This is a genomic window from Catenulispora rubra (assembly GCF_015356825.1).
In the GTDB taxonomy this organism is placed as follows: domain Bacteria; phylum Actinomycetota; class Actinomycetes; order Streptomycetales; family Catenulisporaceae; genus Catenulispora; species Catenulispora rubra.
Genome location: NZ_JAACYW010000130.1, coordinates 1 through 15,373, shown reverse-complemented (window position 1 = coordinate 15,373; position 15,373 = coordinate 1). Strand labels below are relative to the sequence as shown.

The following is a 15,373-nucleotide window of genomic DNA, read 5'->3' as shown; positions in this document are numbered from 1 at the left end:
TTAGTTGACACTCTCCTACTCGTCAAGGAGATGGTTGACTGCAAGAATAAGCCGGGTGCCTGAGCTGCCCGACCTCTCCTCCCTGATCGCCGAGCTGGACGCCCGCACCGCCGACGTCGACCGCGGCGACAGCGAGCCCGGCGACCTGCGCCGCCTCGCCGCCGCCGAGGAGATCGCCGACGAGCTCACAGCCCTCGGCGCCCGCCTGGTCGGCTACTACGTCGAGCAGGCCCGAGCCCGCGGGAACTCCTGGGCCGACATCGGCGGCCACCTGGGCATCAGCCGGCAGGCGGCGCAACAGCGGTACGCGCCGGCCCGGTTCCAGCTGACCGTCGGCGACCTCATCGCGACCGGCGCTCTCGACCGCCTCACCGACCGCACCCGGGCCGCGCTCGTCCGCGCCGAACAGCACGCCACCCGGCTCGGAAGCGGCGTCGTCGAGCCCGGACACGTGCTGCTCGCGATGCTCGACGACGACACCCTGGCCGTCCAGGCGTTGGAGCGTCTGGAGGTCGACACAGCCGGGATTCGCAATGCCCTGCAAGGAGTGCAGGCAGCCGCACCCCCGCGCCTGGTGTCAACGCCCCTCGGCACTCCGGCCCGCCGGCTGCTGGAGACCGCGCTCGTCCAGGCCCTGAAGCTGAACCACAACTACATCGGCACCGAACACCTGCTGCTCGCGCTCGCCCACACGCCCGACGACCCCGCCGCGCGACTGCTCGCGGACCGCGGCGTCACCTACGACCGGGCCCGCGAAGCGGTGCAGGCGGTGATCGACGAGTATCTGCGTCGCCGATAGAAGTTTTCGGCCCCGGCGACAACCGGACACGCCCGGCATCCGTGGAGTGGGTGGTCAGAACACGACAGGACCACGACACCACCACGGCACGACCCGCAGCACACCAACGGGATGAGGGGCGGAACGGATGCGCGGACCCGACGAGAAGGAGTTCGGCGAGCTGGTGGCCGGGCGCTCGCACACGCTCAGACGCACGGCGTACCTGATGTGCGGCGACTGGCACCAGGCCGAGGACCTGGTCCAGACGACGTTCGTCAAGCTCTACTGCGCGTGGGGCAAGGTGAACCGCGGCGACAACCTGGACGCCTATCTTCGCAAGACCCTGCTTCACGCCTGCATCGACGAGAAGCGGCGCGGCTGGTTCCGCCGGGAGTGGCCGACCTCCGCCCCGCCGGACGTCCCGGACGGCTCCGCCGTCCCCTCGGACGACCGCGACCTGCTGGTCGGCGCGCTGCGGCGGATCTCGCCGGGCCAGCGGGCCGTGCTGGTCCTGCGCTACTGGGAAGACCTGGACGTCGAGGAGACGGCCCGGGTGCTCGGCTGCTCGACCGGCACCGTGAAGAGCCAGACCGCGCGCGGGCTGGCCGCGCTGCGCACTGTGGTCGGTGGTCTCAGAACCTCCGACGCCGCGGTCTTCGACGACGTCACAGCGATCAAGGGGGGCTCATGAACACCGACCCGGAATGGGCGCGCGAGCTGTTCGAGCGTTCGCGGCAGGGCGAGGAGCCGGCCTGGGTCGCCGACCACACCGAGATGATGCGCACCGGACAGCGCCGGAACCGCGTCAGGGCCCTGGCGGCGTCCGGGAGCGTGCTCGCCACCGCGGCGGCGGTGGCCGCCGTCGGGATCGGCGTGGCCGGCGGCGCGGACCGCAGGACGCCCGAGCCGACTCCCGGCACCAGCGTCGCGTCCCCGACGAAGACCGCGGCGGCGGCAGCGGACCCTGCCAAGGTCCTCGACTACGCGAGCTTCGACGGCTTCTCCACCAAGGACGGCAAGGGTTCCGCCGCCGGCTTCTTCAAGAACTACTACATCGCCGTCTCGGCCACGACGGCGCACGACACCATGCGGCTGCTGAGCACGCTGGATCCCACCCTTGAGCACATCGCCAAGACGACGCCGATCGCCGACCGCGTCCGGCTGGTGCCGGACACCGACCCGATGGCGCAGGACATGGCCGAACTGAAGGCCACCGTCCTGTGGACGGAGAGCGGGTTGCCGGCGTCGGCACTGCAGCCCGTCAAGTCGACGGCCCCGACCGGCATGCTGCTCGTGTCGTATGTGGACTCCGCCAAGGAAAAACCAGCGGGCCAGGCGACCTGCGTCACGGACGGCGACACCAACACGGACCTGCTGCACCCCGTCAAGACCTCGGGCGACGGCTGGATGGACGCGGCCCAGTGGAGCCCGTGCACGAAATCGACGCTGCCCGACGGTTCGACCCTGCTCAGTTCGACCAAGTCCTACGGCCCCTACGTCGTCACCGACGTCGCCCGCAAGTTCCCCGGCACCGGCGGCGAAGTGGTGATGGAGTGGCACAACTACGCCGACATCCTGGAGAGGCCGACCCCGGGCGGGTCGACGGTGCCGCCCCAGCCCGATCCCAAGCGCCTCCTTTCCGGGAACCCGGTCACCGCCGACAAGCTGGTGGCCGCGCTGTCCGACGCCGGCCTGACACCGCCCATGACACCGGTGCCGGTTACCGCCCCATCGAACACCCCGCTCCAGCCATTCAGCTTCGGCCCGGGCTGGAAGGCCGACCCGGCGGGATCCCACGGCTCGACCGCCACGCTGGCGGTGGAGGACGGCTGCGTCAACGAACAGCACGCCGTGGCCAGCAAGCAGCCGATCCTTGGCTACGCCGGAACCACACCCAGCGGCATCCAGGCCGACGCAACCGTCGCGGTGGACATCATGGGAGCCGGCTCCGGCCCGCACTGGATGGACGACCTGCGCCGGCACGGGACCGGCGGCTGCGACACGGCCGCCTACCACTTCAGCCTCGACACGATGTCGCCGGTGCCCGCCGGGACCGGGGACGACGCGTTCATCGAGAACTGGTACGGCCAGGACCGGGCGACGATCTTCATCCGGTTCGGCGACGACATCATGCGGGTGGACGTGTCGGCCTCGGCCCAGAACCAGCACGCCTTCACCCAGGCGGACAAGGCCTGGTTCGTGGACCTGGCCACCAGGATCGCCGCGCGGCTCAAGAACTGAGTGCGCGCATGATCACGACCAAATAGGGCGGCTGCGCGCGAAAGGCGGGCCCGGATCGTCGAGTCGGACGGTCCGGGCCCTGCCATCCCCCGGCATCCCCAGCATGCTCGACGACGCCGCCGCTTTGCCCGCCGATCGCAAAGCATTCGCCGATTTCGCCGCATTCGCTATGGACTATCCCGGCGCGGCTCGGGAAGGCTCTGTGTGGCGAAGTCTCGGGCCGAGGGATTGTCTGGGTGGGGGATGCCGGGTATGGACATGGGCTCGGGCACCAACGGCGGGTCAGCGTTGCTGGCGCTGGCCGAGATCGCCTTGTTCTGGAGCGCGACGGTCGTGCACGTGCTGCGCCTGCTGTCGCCGACGCGGCTGCCCGACGCGGACCGGCCGACGGACGCCGGACACGCGGTGATGGGTGTCGGCATGACGCTCATGGTGTTCCCGGGGGTGTCCGTCGGGACGTTGCACGCCGCCGCCGCGGGCTACGCGGTTCTGGCCGTCGCCTACCTCGGCCGCACAACGCTCACGCTCCGGCGAAGCGCCGCGCAGCACCGCTGCCAGAACGCTGCGATCAGCGCCGGCCTGGGCGCCATGGCCTACATGCTCGCCGACCCCACGCATCCGCCGACCTGGGTACCGCTCGGCGTCGCGGCGGTGCTCGCGGCGTGCGCGCTCGTGCACGGCCGACGGCTGATCGACGCGCGCCACCGGCACGGCACTGTTGCTGGCTCCGACGCCGGGGCCACCACCGGGGACAGCGCCGGCGCCACCGCCAGGCCTCCGCAGATGCTGGTCACGGTGCCGCATCTCGGGGCGCTGCTGATGACGGTGGCGATGGCGGCGATGGTCGGCATCGCAGGAAGCTGACGCCCGGACGCCCGACCACCGCCGCCGGGGTCTCAGCGGATGGTGACCGGAACCGTGACCGTCGTCTCGTCGATGTCACTGGTCCGCACGACCACCGCCAGCTGCCACTGCCCCGCCAGCGGGATCGTCACGTTCCCGTAGTAGTGCGAGGTCCCGCCGCCGCTCAGGTCCATCGGCAGCGGCCCGAGCTGCCGCGCGGGCAACGACATGGTCGCCGTCAGCTCCGGCACGACCTCCGGCTCGCCGGACGGATTGACCACCTCGATGTGCACGAGGTCGCTGCCCGCCTTCGCCGGTGAGACGAAGATCTGCACGCTGCCCTTGCCGCCGGGGCCGCCGGTGTCGAAGGCGACCGTCGTCGAGACCGGCGCCTCGAACGCGGTGCGCGCCGGCGGAGCGTTCACCAGCATCGCCGTGATGCCCAGCACCCCGGCGGCGAGCACGACCTCCAGGCCGGTCGAGCGCCGCAGCTGGCGGACGGCCACCTCGTCGGGACGTGCCGCGCCGGCCAGGTAGTGCGCGATCCAGACCCGGGCCAGGTAGCCCAGGGCGATCAGCAGCCCGACGCCGAGCAGCTTGATCAGCAGCAGCCTGCCGTAGACCGTGCCGGTCAGCGCCCCCAGCGTCCCGACCTGGCGCCACGCCTGGTACGTGCCGCTCGCGACCAGCACCCCGATGCAGCACAGCGCGATGGTCGAGAACCGCCGCACGGCCCCGGCCATCACCGCGACGTCGGGACCGCCCGAATCTCTCGGACGCAGCAGGGCGGTGACCACCACGACCAGGCCGCCGAGCCAGATCCCCATCGCCGTCACGTGCACGATGTCGAGCGGCAGCGCCAGCGCGACCTGCGAGCCGACGCCGGCATGGTCGGCGGCGGCCCACGTCGCCGCCAGCCCGGCAGCCAACGCCACGCCGACGGCGGTGGCCACAATCCGCATGCGAGCCGACGCCTGCTCGATCTTGGGCAGCAGCGTCGCCAGAGCGGTGCCGACCGCGCCGAGCAGTACCAGCCGGACCGCCAGCGCCGTGCCGAGCCGGGTGCCGATGGTGGTCCGCAGCACGGCCGTGTCGAAGACCCGGCCCAGCCCGAAGCCGCCATCATAAGGACCCTGCAACCCGAGCACGGCGAGGGTGGCGACCACCAGGGCCGCCCAGCCCACGCCGATCATGGTCCGTACGCGCCGCGAGCCGGCTCCCGCCGGCCAGCAGCAGAGCAGGAACCCGGTCGCGCCCACGACCAGCGCGAAGCCGCCGAAGGCGACGCCTCGGGCGATGCCGTACAGGACGCCGACCGTCTTGCTCCCCGCGGCGTTCAACGTGTCCTGGGACACCGAGGTCGCCGACGAGGCCCCGACGCTGAACGTGAACGCGCCGGACACCGGATGCGAGTCCGCCGAGATCACGTGCCAGGCCACGGTGTAGGTGCCCCGGCCCAGGTTCGAGGCCAGCGCCACCTCGACGGTGTCCGAGTGCCCCGCCGGATGCGTCGGGCTGCCCTCGTCCACGCGGGCCCCGGACGGCGAGAACACCCGCAGCGCCCCGAACTGCATCTGGACCGGCTCGTCGAAGCGCACCGAGACCACGCCCGGCGCGGTGGCGACCACCTGTCCGTCGCCCGGGGACGTCGAGACCACGGTGGCGTGCGCGGACGCGTTGGGCGCCACGGCGACGAGCACCGTGAGGACCAACGCGGCCACATACGCGAGACGACGCATCATTCGGTCGTCCCGGCTCCCTTACGCCGAGCCGCGCTGATCCCGAACGCGCCCGCCCCCAGGCCCAGCACACCGACCACGATGCCGGCGATTCCGAGGCCGCGGGCCGTGGAGTCGCTGGTCTTGGCGGCGGTCGTGGTGTTGCCAGTCGTGCTGTTGCCAGTCGTGGTCGCGCCGGCCGAGGACGGCGGCGCGGACACTGTGGCGGTCGCGGTCGTCTGCGAACTCGGCGACGACGGCGACGATGCCGGCGACGAGCTTCCGTCCGGGGCGGCCGCCGTCAGCGTGAGGACCGGCGCCGGGTGGTCGGGCTCGGGCTGGCCGGGCTGCCGGACGTCGATCCAGCGGACGACGTCGCCGTTGGAGTAGGTCTGCAGGGCCTTGAACGTGAGGCTGTCCGCGTTGTCCGGCAGGCTGCCGAGCATCACCTTGAACCCCTGGTACTGGCCGGGCGCGAGCTGGCCGCCGCTCCAGGTGATCCGCTGCACGACCTGGGTGACGGTGCCGTCGTCGGTCTTGATCGGAGTGGTGAGCGTGAGGTTGTCGACCTTGACGGTCCAGCCCGGCGTCGGCTCGGGCAGCACGCCGGTGATCGGCTTGTCGGTCGGGAAGTCGACCTCGACCTGGGTGGTGTTCGCCTGCGCCTCCTCGTTGGGGACGCGGAAGGTCAGCTCGACGTCGCTACCGCCCTTGGCTGTGGTGACCGGTCCGATGGTGACGTGCGCGGAGGCCGGGCCGGCGATCGCCAGCACGGTGAGCACGGCGCCGGCCAGCGCCGATCCGCGAAGGAGCTTGGACATGGTGAAGCCTCCAGGTGATGACGGAAAGGAAGGTCAGAACGTCGGCGGGCCGCGGGGCACGCCGATGTCACCCGCTCGTGCAGGTGAGGGCTACTGACAGACCGCCGTCGGCGGGCCTCTCCTGATCACCGTGAACTGCAATGCCCGCACTACGGCCGGGCGTTGTATGTCGAAGCCGACAGCGCGCATTGCTCGCGGCGCCGAACGAACCGGCCGCGTCCCGAGCAGCCAGCACGCGACCAATCGCCACGACGCGCCCAGGACGGCGCGGGCCCGCTCGACGACCGCGAAGAGTGCGGCCTCGCCGCGGCGGAGCCACCAGGCCGTCACTGCGGCGGCGAGGATGTGGGCGATCGTCATCCCGGAGGTCATGCCGCCGGTCATGCCGGAAGCCATCCCGGACATCGAGCCGTGTGCGGCTACTCCGGATACCGTGCCGGCCATTCCCGGCATATCGCTCATACCAGGCATGGATTCCGGCGCCGCCACCGACGCCGCGTGGCCGGCCGAGTCCTGCACGGCCTGGAACAGCAGGTGCAGCCCGATCTGCGAGCCGCCGACCAGCAGTCCGATCGAGGCCAGCCCGCGCTCCCCGAGCGCCGCGGCGATCCGTGCGAAACAGAACACCGCCACCGCGCCGAAGGCTTCGGCGGCGAACGGGATGCCCGTCGTCGACATCAACCGGTGCGCCGCCACCGCCAAAAAGGTGCAGACCGTCGCGAAAACGACGGCCCGCGCGTTCGGGGCGAGACTCCGGAGCTCCATGGCGCACACATCATCGCACCGGATCCCCACACCGTCTCCAGTGCCCCGCCGGGCGCCGGCCGAACCGGCGCGGCGAGGCGGAACAGTGCCCTTTTATGGCGTGCTTCTGTGACAACCTCCGCAGCGACGGACAACACCGCCCGCAGAGATCGATCCGGGGTGTGGGACCATGGGGCCGAACCGGGCCGCCGACGACCGAACCGCCGCCACTCCCCGGGTCACCGGCCAGTCACGAGGAGCACAAGGAGCACGCCCATGGGCGACGGGATGAGCGGCCCCGGCTGGATGCCCGAGGCTCCGGTCACGCTCGGCAGGCTGCTGGCGTGGCATCCGCAGCCGATCCCGGTGCTGCCCGCCGCGTGCCTGCTGCTGGGGCTGCTGTACGTGCTCGGCGTGTGGCGCCTGCACCGGCGCGGCGACCGCTGGCAGCCGGGCCGCACGCTGGCGTTCCTGCTCGGCATCGCCACCATCGTCGAGGTGACCGCCACCGGCATCGGCGGCTACGGCATGCAGCTGATGAGCATCCACATGGTCCAGCACATGGTGCTGTCGATGGTGAGCCCGGTCCTGCTCCTGCTCGGGGCGCCGATCACCCTCACGCTGCGCAGCCTGCCCGCCGCGCCCCACGGCCGCCTCGGCGCACGCGAGGTGCTGGTGCACGTCCTGCACTCGCGCGCGGTGAAGGTGATCACGGCACCGTGGTTCACCCTGCCGCTGTTCGTCGGCAGCCTCTACGGCCTCTACTTCACGTCGCTGTTCACGACGCTGATGAGCACCTGGTGGACCCATGACCTGATGCTGGTCCACTTCCTCGGCGTCGGGCTGCTGTTCTTCTACCCGATCCTCGGCGTCGACCCCGGCCCGCGCCGGCCGAACCCGGTGCTGGGCATCCTGGAGCTGTTCGGCGGCATGCCGTTCCACGCGTTCTTCGGCATCGCGGTGATGATGGAGAGCTCGCTGACCACCACGGTGTTCACGCACCACCCGGCCACGTGGTCGGGCACGCCGCTGTCCGACGAACACGCGGCGGGCGCGATCGCGTGGGCGTTCTCGGAGATCCCGAGCGTGCTGGTGCTGCTGGTGCTGTTCATGCAGTGGCGGCGGGCCGACACGCGGGCAGCCGTGCGGCAGGACCGGGCTGCGGACCGGGACAACGACGCCGAGCTGACGGCCTACAACCAGTATCTGGCGGGGCTGAATCAGGGCAGGTCTTGAGGACGCTCGCGCTGCTTGAGCAGCTGTATCCCGCGAACTCACCAGCCCGCGGGATGCAGCCTCACCAACAGTCCGCCACCGCTCAAGAAGCCGGCACCGTCTGCTCCGGCGCCAGAGAGTTCCCCGCGCCGATCCACCCGCAGTCCGAAGGTGCCGTCGAGCCCGCGAAGCGGTCGTTCAACCACACCAGCGCCAGCGGCGCCCAGGGCACAGTCGTACCGGTGTGGCTCAGCAGGTCGAACTGGTCGTACTTGATCGCGCCGTCGCCGGTCGCGCAGTACTGGCGCGCCAGTGCGCGCACGTCGCCGGCGACCATCACGCCGTCGCCGGTGCCGATGCCCTGCGGGCTGGAGAACGTGCCCTCCAACACACCGCCGTCGCCCTGGGCGATGTAGCCCGGGATGGTCGGGGTGCCGACGGAGCCGAGGTTGATCTTGTTCACCGCGGCGACGAACTCCGGCACCGAGTCCGGATTCGCGTACTGCGGCTTGGCCATCTGCTGCCAGGTCAGCCCCGGGTAGCGCCCCAGCGCGTTCACGATCGAGCCCTGCTGCAGCTGGTTGTAGACCTGCATGCCGTACGGCGTCAGGTACTTGCTGAAGTCGATCCCGTACGAACGCGCGACGCCGATGATCGCCATCGGGATGACGCCGGACCACACCAGCGAGCCCGCGACGTACTTCAGGTTGTGCGCCGGGTCGACCAGCAGGCCGCCCTCCGCGAAGCCGACCAGGTTCTGGTTGACCTCGGGCGCGTACGACGGGGCGAGCGCCGCGGCCCAGCCGGTCGCGATCGCGCCGCCGGAGTAGCCCTCCAGCCCGAACTTGGTGCCCGCGTTCATGCCGGTCCCGGCCTCGCTGCTGGTGGCCGCGCGGATCGAGTCCAGCGTCGTGGTGCCGTACTCCGGTCCGGCCGCGAAATCAGCGGTCTGGCCCTCGGTGTCCGGGATGACGACGTTGTAGCCCTGGAGCACCAGCGGCGCGACGAACAGCGCCTCGGCGTTGGGGATGACGCCGCCGAGCGTCAGATCGCCGGCGATGGCCCGCGACGGGCTGTCCGCCGGGTTCAGCGAGTCGTAGAACGACTGGTACGACACGGCCTTGCCGCTGTCGCCGGTGATGCTGCGGATCACCGACGTCACGCCAGCGCTCGGCCGGCCCTGCGCGTCGGTGGTGCGGAACAGGATCTGGATCGCGGTGACCGGCGTCGGGATGCCGACGACGTGATACTGCAACGTCCGCGTATTCAGGACGGTGCCCGGAGCGTACGACGCCAACGGCGCCGAACCGCTGTAGCTGTAGAACGAGTCGGACGCGGCGGCCGAGGACGCCGTGGCCGTGGCCGTACCGATTCCGGCAGCTGCAAGGGCCACCACGGCTGTGGTGGCGGCGAAACGTCGGACGGGTCTTCTGCGCATGACACTCCTTGGCGGGTGAAGTGGGTCACAGACCTGACTCGGAGTAAGTTACCAACGGGTAATACCGGTGTACAGACCTGGAAACAAGCAGTTCACCGCACGGTCGCCCGGCGATCGTGCCGCCACGCCGCACCGCCGAATGCCCCAGACCTCCGCCCGGAACTACTGTGACGGGAATGACGGGAATGACTGAGCAGACCACGGAACCCGAAGCCGCGCAGCGGGCCGACGACGAGAGCCCCTTCGAAGACCTCGCGAAGTTCATCGAGATCCCCCGGGTCGGCAGCCTGGCGCTGTCCCCCGACGGCAGCCGGCTCGTGGTCGGTGTGCAGAACCTGTCCCCGGACGGCAAGAAGTACGTCTCCTCGATCTGGGACGTCGACCGCGACGGCGGCGCGCCGTTCCGACTCACGCGCTCGGCGGCGGGCGAATCGTCCCCGGCGCTCCTCCCCGACGGCTCACTTCTGTTCGCCGCCAAACGCGCCGACCCCGATGCGAAGGACGGCGACGACGCCGGCGACGGCCAGGGCCTGTGGCTGCTTCCGGCGCGCGGCGGCGAAGCCCGGCTGCTGGCCGCACCGCCGGCCGGGATCGGCAGCGTCGCGATCGCGCGGGAGACCGGCCGCATCGTGCTCACGGCGCGGGTCATGCCGGAGGCGAAGGACCTCGCCGACGACGCGGCCCGCCGCAAGGCGCGCAAGGACGCGAACGTCACCGCGATCCTGCACACCGAGGCCCGGATCCGCGAGTGGGACACGCAGCTGGGCCCTGATGGCACCCGGTTTTTCGTCGCCGACGCCCCCGGCCCGGACGGACAGGTGGAGCTCCGCGACGTGACCGGGGACCTCGGGCCGGTCGTGGACTCGTTCGCGGTCACCTCCGACGGGTCGAAGATCGTCTACGGCCTCGTGACGACGCTCCCGGGAAGCGAGCACGTCGCCGAGCTCCGGCTGCTCGACGTCGCCACCGCGACCACGACGCTGTTCGCCGGTGACGCAGGGTACGAACACGGCCATCCGGCCATCTCTCCGGACGACGCCACCGTCGCGTATCTGCGCACGCCGGCCGACACGTTCGACGCGACCGGCAAGCCCACCATCTACCTCCAGCCGCTGGGCGAAAGCGCCAGCGGCTCGGGCGCCGAGAGCACCGCGGGCGTCGAGGCCGCCGTCGGCACCAGCACCGGCAAACCGCTGGCCGAGGACCTGGATCTGTGGCCGCAGGGCCTGCTCTGGGCACCGGATTCATCAGCCCTCTACTTCACCGCCGACCAGCTGGGCCGCTCGCCGGTCTTCAAGGTGGACATCGCGAGCGGCGAGGTCACCCGGCTCGCCGGCGACCGCGCCGCGTACAGCAGCCTGCACGTCACCCCCGACGGCCGCACTCTCTTCGCGCTCCGCAGCGCGACCGACGCGACTCCGCGGCCGGTCCGCCTGGACACGTCCGCCGTGGACCAGGAACCGTTCCTGCTGTCGGCGCCCGGGGACAGCGTGGAGCTGCCGGGCAGGGTCGAGGAGGTGACGGCGACCGCCGAGGACGGCACCGTCATCCACTCCCGCCTGGTCCTGCCGGACCGCGCCGACGGCGCGTCGCCGCTGATCGTGTGGATCCACGGCGGCCCGCTGATGAGCAGCAACTCGTGGAGCTGGCGCGCCAACCCGTGGGTGATGGTGCAGCGCGGCTACGCCGTCCTGCTGCCGGACTATTCGCTGTCCACGGGCTACGGCCAGGACTTCATCAACCGCGGCAAGGGCGAGGGCAGCGGAATCCCGTTCCACGACATCATGGCCGCCACCGATGCCGTCCTGGAACGTCCGGACATCGACGGCACGCGCACGGCGGCCCTGGGCGGCTCGTTCGGCGGCTACCTGACCAACTGGATCGCGACGCAGACCGACCGTTTCAAGGCCCTGATCTCGCACGCCGGCGTCTGGAACGCGCAGCTGCGCACGGTTTCCGACGTCCCGTGGTTCTTCCGGCAGGCGTACGGCGACGTCATGCTGCGGCCGGAGCACAGCCTGCGCTGGTCGCCGCACCTGTACGCGGACAATGTCAGCACTCCGATACTGATCACCCACGGCAACAACGACTACCGGGTGCCGGTGGCGAACGCGCTGTGGCAGTGGCAGGACCTGCAGCGGCGGGGCAAGGAGGCGAAGCTGCTGTACTTCCCCGACGAGAACCACTGGATTCTGCGGCCGCAGGAATCAAAGCTCTGGTACGAGACGGTGCGGGCGTTCCTGGCCGAGCATGTGCTGGGCGAGGCGTGGGAGCAGCCCGGGTTGCTGTAGTGCGGCGATGAAGAACGATGAAGGACATTGAGTCGGCCCGCGTCCGTACGACGCGGGCCGACTCGGTTTCTGTGGTTTGCGGCGTGTGACATTCAGTGCTGGCAGGTCTGGGCCTCGGCGCGCGCCTTGAGGTCGGCCAGCCACTCGTCCAGTCCCGGCGCCAGGTAACGGATCGCGGTGGCCGGGTCGGCCTCGATCTGCGCGCCGGTCCAGCTCTCCTCGGTGCGCACGATCACGCCGCCGGGGACCTTGATGAAGTTCCAGACGTGCGTGCCGCGGTCGATGCGCAGTCCGTCGCCGATCGCCGGGCCCATCCAGCGGATGCACTGGCCCGGCCGGACGTTCTGCACCGTGGAGGTGATGACCAGGGTCGTCGCGGGCGTGGAGGCGGTGGCCGGGGCCGGCGTGGTCCAGCGGAACTGCGATCCCGGGTGCAGCGCGCCCGGCGTCAGGGGCTTCATGCTGCTCACCGCGCGCTGCCACTGCGGCCACGCCGCGACGTCGGTGTGCACGCGCCAGACGGTGCTCAGCGGCGCCTTGATGAAGATCTGCGTCTGGTAGTGCAGCTGGGCGGTCGGGTCGATGCCCTGCCCCTGGCAGGTCAGCGGGCGCTGCGTGGTGGCGGTTTGGGCCGTGGCGGTTTGGGTGCTGGCGGCCTGTGCGGGCGCGGCCAGGCCGCCGAGCAGCGCGGTGGCGGCCAACGGGAGGGCGAGCAGCGCGGTGCGCAGCCGGGTCGGACGACGGCGGGTGCGAGCGGTGTCGGCAGTCGTGTCGGCAGTGGTAGTGGCGGCAATGTCGGCGGCGGTCATGGCGTGGCTCCTTGCTCGGCGGCTGCTTCAGCGCGTCAGTTAGCTGATGTCGCTGTAGTTAGAAGCTATAACGCCAATATAGTGAGAGTCAATAGAAAGAGTGAGAGGTTCTAACTGGTCGCCATGCGCCGACGCCGCAAGGCCGCCAGAATGTCAGCCGTGATCACATCCTGGCTCCGACGCGCGACTACCTCCCCGCGACCGACGAGCGCGGCTTCCCCGCCGACTTCGACATCGTGACGCGGATGAAGTTCGCCGACGAGGCCGCGCGCCGCGCCAGGCTGGCACTCGTCCTGGCCGAGGGTTCCGGTGTCGCCGAGGGTTCCGGCGTCGCCGAGGACGAGGCGCGTTTCCTGGACCGTTCGGCCACTCGGGCGTGGATCGTCGAGGAGCGCGTCAGCGCGTAGCCGTCGCCTACCGGTCGGCTCAGTGCCATACCAGCCTCTCCAGCCCCTGCCGCCGCGCTCCGCTCTACTCTTTCGTGCGCAACCGTTCTATCCTTATCTGAGCGGAAATGTCTGCCCTTTCCTCCGCGGGAAGGAGTCGCGAAATGAGCGAGACGACCTCCACCGGCCCGGCGGCGCCACCGACGCCACCGACACCGACACCGACACCCCCGGCGTCCTCCGGCTCCGGCATCGCCGATCCCGCCCCTCTCGGACTCGCCGGCTTCGCCATGACCACGTTCGTGCTCAGCTTCGTGAACGCGAACATCATCAAGGAGAGCGGGGCGGTGAACGTCGTCCTGGCGTTGGCCCTGTTCTACGGCGGCGCCACACAGCTGCTGGCCGGGATGTGGGAGTACAAGCGCGGCAACACCTTCGGTGCGACCGCGTTCGCCTCCTTCGGCGCGTTCTGGCTGAGCTTCTGGGCGCTGAACAAGCTCTCCACCGGGCCCGCCACCGACATCCACCAGGCGGTCGGGCTGTACCTGCTGGCGTGGTGCATCTTCACCGCGTACATGACGCTCGCGGCGCTGAAGACGAACCTCGCCGTGCTCGGCGTGTTCGTGCTGCTGACCCTCACCTTCCTGTTCCTGGCGATCGGCGCCTTCATGAACGACCCGGCACCGGACGCGATGACCAAGGTCGGCGGCTGGTTCGGCATCGTCACGGCGGCCGTCGCCTGGTACGCCTCGTCCGCCGCGGTGGTGAACGCCACGCACGGCAAGACGGTGCTGCCGACCTGGCCGCGATGAGCGGTCGGGCCGCCGCGCGCGGACTGCGGACACCGGGACGGGCCGCGGGAGCGGTCCGTCCCGCACCGCGCGCGCGGGTCCGGGTACGGGTGCGCGTGTGGACGAAGAAGGACCCTGCCGCCTCCCCCGAGCAGCTGGAGTCGGCGGCACTGACAGTGGCGGGAGTCGCGGAGGCTGCGGCCGTCCCGGTGCACGACGAGCTACGCGGGCGTTTGGTCGAGGTGTACGTCGTGCCGAGGCCCGGGAGCAATCGCAGCGCAATCGAGCGCGAGATCCACCGCATCGCCATGCCGAAGAACGTGTGGATCGTCGCCGACCTGCCAAAGACTCACTCCGGCGGGATCGCGCGCTGCGTCCTGGCAGGCATCTCCAACTTCACAGACGTCGGCGACACCACAGGCCTGGCCAACCCAGAGATCGTCGAGGGAATCCAACGCCAAGTGCAGGCCGCGAAGCTGGAACGCGGCGAGACCCCGACGAAGCTGACGCGGGAACAGATCGAGGAGATCAGGGCATTCGGCCAGAGCGAGTGACCGGTCCCCCACGCCGCGCTCTACCCTTGGCACGCAACACCGACAGCAGGCCGAACTCGCGCGGGCACGAGCCGGCCACCGGTATCCGTAGCCATGGGGGACGCATGAACCAACCCGAGCCGCAGCAATACGGCCAGCCCGCACCACAGTGGCAGCCGCAGAACGACGCGCCGCCGTATCCCGCGCGCCCGGTGAACCAGTACCAGGCCGGGAATCAGCAGGGCTATCAGCAGCCTTATCCGCCGGCGCCGCAATATCCCGCGCTTCCGGCCGCACCGAACGCCTGGCAGCAGCCCGCCGCGCCGCAATATCCAGCGCCTCCCGCCGCCCCGAACACCTGGCAGCAACCCGCGCCCCAGTACCCGGCACCGCCAGCCGCGCCAAACTCCTGGCAACAGCCACCCGCCGCGCCGCAGTACCCCGCGCCTCCCGCCGCGCCAAACGCCTGGCAGCAGCCCGCACCGCAAGCACCCCCAGCGGCCCCGAACCCGGCCTGGCAACAGCCGCCCGCCGCGCCCCAATATCCGGCAGCTCCCGCCGCACCCGCGCCGCAGTACCCCGCGCCGAATGCCTGGCAGCAGCCTGCACCGCAAGCACCTCCCGCCGCGCCGAATCCGGCGGCGGCGACCAGCGGCGTCCGCTTCGCGAAGCGTGCGCCCAGCGTCCGGAAGTTGCCCTTCGCGCTGTAGTCGATCAGCTCGCCGCCGGCGTCCGCCAGCGGGGACGTCGTCACCACGTTCAGCT

15 protein-coding genes are annotated in these 15,373 nt (G+C 70.9%); 9 read left to right on the top strand and 6 right to left on the bottom strand.

Features of this window, described 5'->3' with window-relative positions:
• The first annotated feature begins 55 nt into the window (after positions 1–55).
• The 4 genes from GWK61_RS30005 (at position 56) to GWK61_RS29990 (ending at position 3,883) form a co-directional block, all read left to right on the top strand.
• On the top strand, positions 56–799 hold the full coding sequence (locus GWK61_RS30005) for a Clp protease N-terminal domain-containing protein (protein ID WP_194914365.1): 744 nt from the start codon (positions 56–58) through the stop codon (positions 797–799).
• Positions 800–926: 127 nt separating this feature from the next.
• The gene (locus tag GWK61_RS30000; protein ID WP_194914363.1) at positions 927–1,469 is read left to right on the top strand and encodes a SigE family RNA polymerase sigma factor; all 543 of its coding nucleotides are present in this window, start codon (positions 927–929) and stop codon (positions 1,467–1,469) included.
• Positions 1,466–3,019, top strand: a complete 1,554-nt coding sequence (locus GWK61_RS29995) for a hypothetical protein (RefSeq protein WP_194914359.1) — start codon at positions 1,466–1,468, stop codon at positions 3,017–3,019. Before GWK61_RS30000 ends, GWK61_RS29995 begins: the two co-directional genes overlap by 4 nt.
• Positions 3,020–3,271: 252 nt before the next feature.
• Positions 3,272–3,883 carry a DUF5134 domain-containing protein gene (locus GWK61_RS29990; RefSeq protein ID WP_194914358.1) on the top strand — a complete coding sequence of 204 codons (612 nt, stop codon included), beginning with the start codon at positions 3,272–3,274 and terminating at the stop codon, positions 3,881–3,883.
• 32 nt (positions 3,884–3,915) lie between these two features.
• On the opposite strand, the gene GWK61_RS29985 is transcribed toward GWK61_RS29990, so the two are convergent.
• The 3 genes from GWK61_RS29985 to GWK61_RS29975 form a co-directional block, all read right to left on the bottom strand.
• Complete coding sequence (locus GWK61_RS29985; RefSeq protein WP_194914350.1) at positions 3,916–5,604, bottom strand: copper resistance CopC/CopD family protein; 1,689 nt, start codon at positions 5,602–5,604, stop codon at positions 3,916–3,918.
• Positions 5,601–6,401, bottom strand: a complete 801-nt coding sequence (locus GWK61_RS29980; protein ID WP_194914348.1) for a YcnI family copper-binding membrane protein — start codon at positions 6,399–6,401, stop codon at positions 5,601–5,603. The genes GWK61_RS29985 and GWK61_RS29980 overlap by 4 nt, the downstream gene beginning before the upstream one ends.
• 90 nt (positions 6,402–6,491) lie before the next feature.
• Positions 6,492–7,166 carry a hypothetical protein gene (locus tag GWK61_RS29975; RefSeq protein WP_194914346.1) on the bottom strand — a complete coding sequence of 225 codons (675 nt, stop codon included), beginning with the start codon at positions 7,164–7,166 and terminating at the stop codon, positions 6,492–6,494.
• A gap of 255 nt (positions 7,167–7,421) precedes the next feature.
• On the opposite strand from GWK61_RS29975, the gene GWK61_RS29970 reads away from it, so the two are divergent.
• A complete protein-coding gene (locus GWK61_RS29970) occupies positions 7,422–8,381 on the top strand; it encodes a cytochrome c oxidase assembly protein (protein ID WP_194914344.1) in 960 nt (319 codons plus the stop codon).
• A gap of 82 nt (positions 8,382–8,463) precedes the next feature.
• On the opposite strand, the gene GWK61_RS29965 is transcribed toward GWK61_RS29970, so the two are convergent.
• Positions 8,464–9,798: a lipase family protein gene (locus tag GWK61_RS29965; protein WP_194914342.1), complete on the bottom strand. Its 1,335-nt coding sequence runs from the start codon at positions 9,796–9,798 to the stop codon at positions 8,464–8,466.
• A gap of 176 nt (positions 9,799–9,974) precedes the next feature.
• Between GWK61_RS29965 and GWK61_RS29960 the strand changes: the two genes are divergently transcribed.
• A complete protein-coding gene (locus GWK61_RS29960) occupies positions 9,975–12,089 on the top strand; it encodes a S9 family peptidase (protein ID WP_228563174.1) in 2,115 nt (704 codons plus the stop codon).
• Positions 12,090–12,181: 92 nt separating this feature from the next.
• Here the strand turns inward: GWK61_RS29960 and GWK61_RS29955 are convergent, their stop codons facing one another.
• On the bottom strand, positions 12,182–12,898 hold the full coding sequence (locus GWK61_RS29955; protein ID WP_228563173.1) for an SRPBCC family protein: 717 nt from the start codon (positions 12,896–12,898) through the stop codon (positions 12,182–12,184).
• 245 nt (positions 12,899–13,143) lie between these two features.
• Between GWK61_RS29955 and GWK61_RS29950 the strand changes: the two genes are divergently transcribed.
• The 3 genes from GWK61_RS29950 (at position 13,144) to GWK61_RS29940 (ending at position 14,629) form a co-directional block, all read left to right on the top strand.
• Positions 13,144–13,305 (top strand): hypothetical protein, encoded by a 162-nt coding sequence (locus GWK61_RS29950; RefSeq protein ID WP_228563172.1) that lies wholly within the window; start codon positions 13,144–13,146, stop codon positions 13,303–13,305.
• A 143-nt stretch (positions 13,306–13,448) separates the two neighbouring features.
• Positions 13,449–14,096 carry an acetate uptake transporter gene (locus tag GWK61_RS29945; protein WP_194914340.1) on the top strand — a complete coding sequence of 216 codons (648 nt, stop codon included), beginning with the start codon at positions 13,449–13,451 and terminating at the stop codon, positions 14,094–14,096.
• Positions 14,093–14,629 (top strand): AMP-binding enzyme, encoded by a 537-nt coding sequence (locus GWK61_RS29940; RefSeq protein ID WP_194914334.1) that lies wholly within the window; start codon positions 14,093–14,095, stop codon positions 14,627–14,629. The genes GWK61_RS29945 and GWK61_RS29940 overlap by 4 nt, the downstream gene beginning before the upstream one ends.
• Before the next feature lie 235 nt (positions 14,630–14,864).
• Here the strand turns inward: GWK61_RS29940 and GWK61_RS57035 are convergent.
• On the bottom strand, positions 14,865–15,373 hold a 509-nt coding region (locus tag GWK61_RS57035; protein ID WP_228563171.1), incomplete at its 5' end, for a hypothetical protein.

Coding starts and splice junctions, on each gene's coding strand:
- GWK61_RS29970 (WP_194914344.1), top strand. CDS start 7,422: ATGGGCGACGGGATGAGCGGCCCCGGCTGGATGCCCGAGGCTCCGGTC.
- GWK61_RS29965 (WP_194914342.1), bottom strand. CDS start 9,798: ATGCGCAGAAGACCCGTCCGACGTTTCGCCGCCACCACAGCCGTGGTG.
- GWK61_RS29975 (WP_194914346.1), bottom strand. CDS start 7,166: ATGGAGCTCCGGAGTCTCGCCCCGAACGCGCGGGCCGTCGTTTTCGCG.
- GWK61_RS29945 (WP_194914340.1), top strand. CDS start 13,449: ATGAGCGAGACGACCTCCACCGGCCCGGCGGCGCCACCGACGCCACCG.
- GWK61_RS29985 (WP_194914350.1), bottom strand. CDS start 5,604: ATGATGCGTCGTCTCGCGTATGTGGCCGCGTTGGTCCTCACGGTGCTC.
- GWK61_RS29995 (WP_194914359.1), top strand. CDS start 1,466: ATGAACACCGACCCGGAATGGGCGCGCGAGCTGTTCGAGCGTTCGCGG.
- GWK61_RS29950 (WP_228563172.1), top strand. CDS start 13,144: ATGAAGTTCGCCGACGAGGCCGCGCGCCGCGCCAGGCTGGCACTCGTC.
- GWK61_RS30000 (WP_194914363.1), top strand. CDS start 927: ATGCGCGGACCCGACGAGAAGGAGTTCGGCGAGCTGGTGGCCGGGCGC.
- GWK61_RS29960 (WP_228563174.1), top strand. CDS start 9,975: ATGACGGGAATGACTGAGCAGACCACGGAACCCGAAGCCGCGCAGCGG.
- GWK61_RS29955 (WP_228563173.1), bottom strand. CDS start 12,898: ATGACCGCCGCCGACATTGCCGCCACTACCACTGCCGACACGACTGCC.
- GWK61_RS29940 (WP_194914334.1), top strand. CDS start 14,093: ATGAGCGGTCGGGCCGCCGCGCGCGGACTGCGGACACCGGGACGGGCC.
- GWK61_RS29980 (WP_194914348.1), bottom strand. CDS start 6,401: ATGTCCAAGCTCCTTCGCGGATCGGCGCTGGCCGGCGCCGTGCTCACC.
- GWK61_RS29990 (WP_194914358.1), top strand. CDS start 3,272: ATGGACATGGGCTCGGGCACCAACGGCGGGTCAGCGTTGCTGGCGCTG.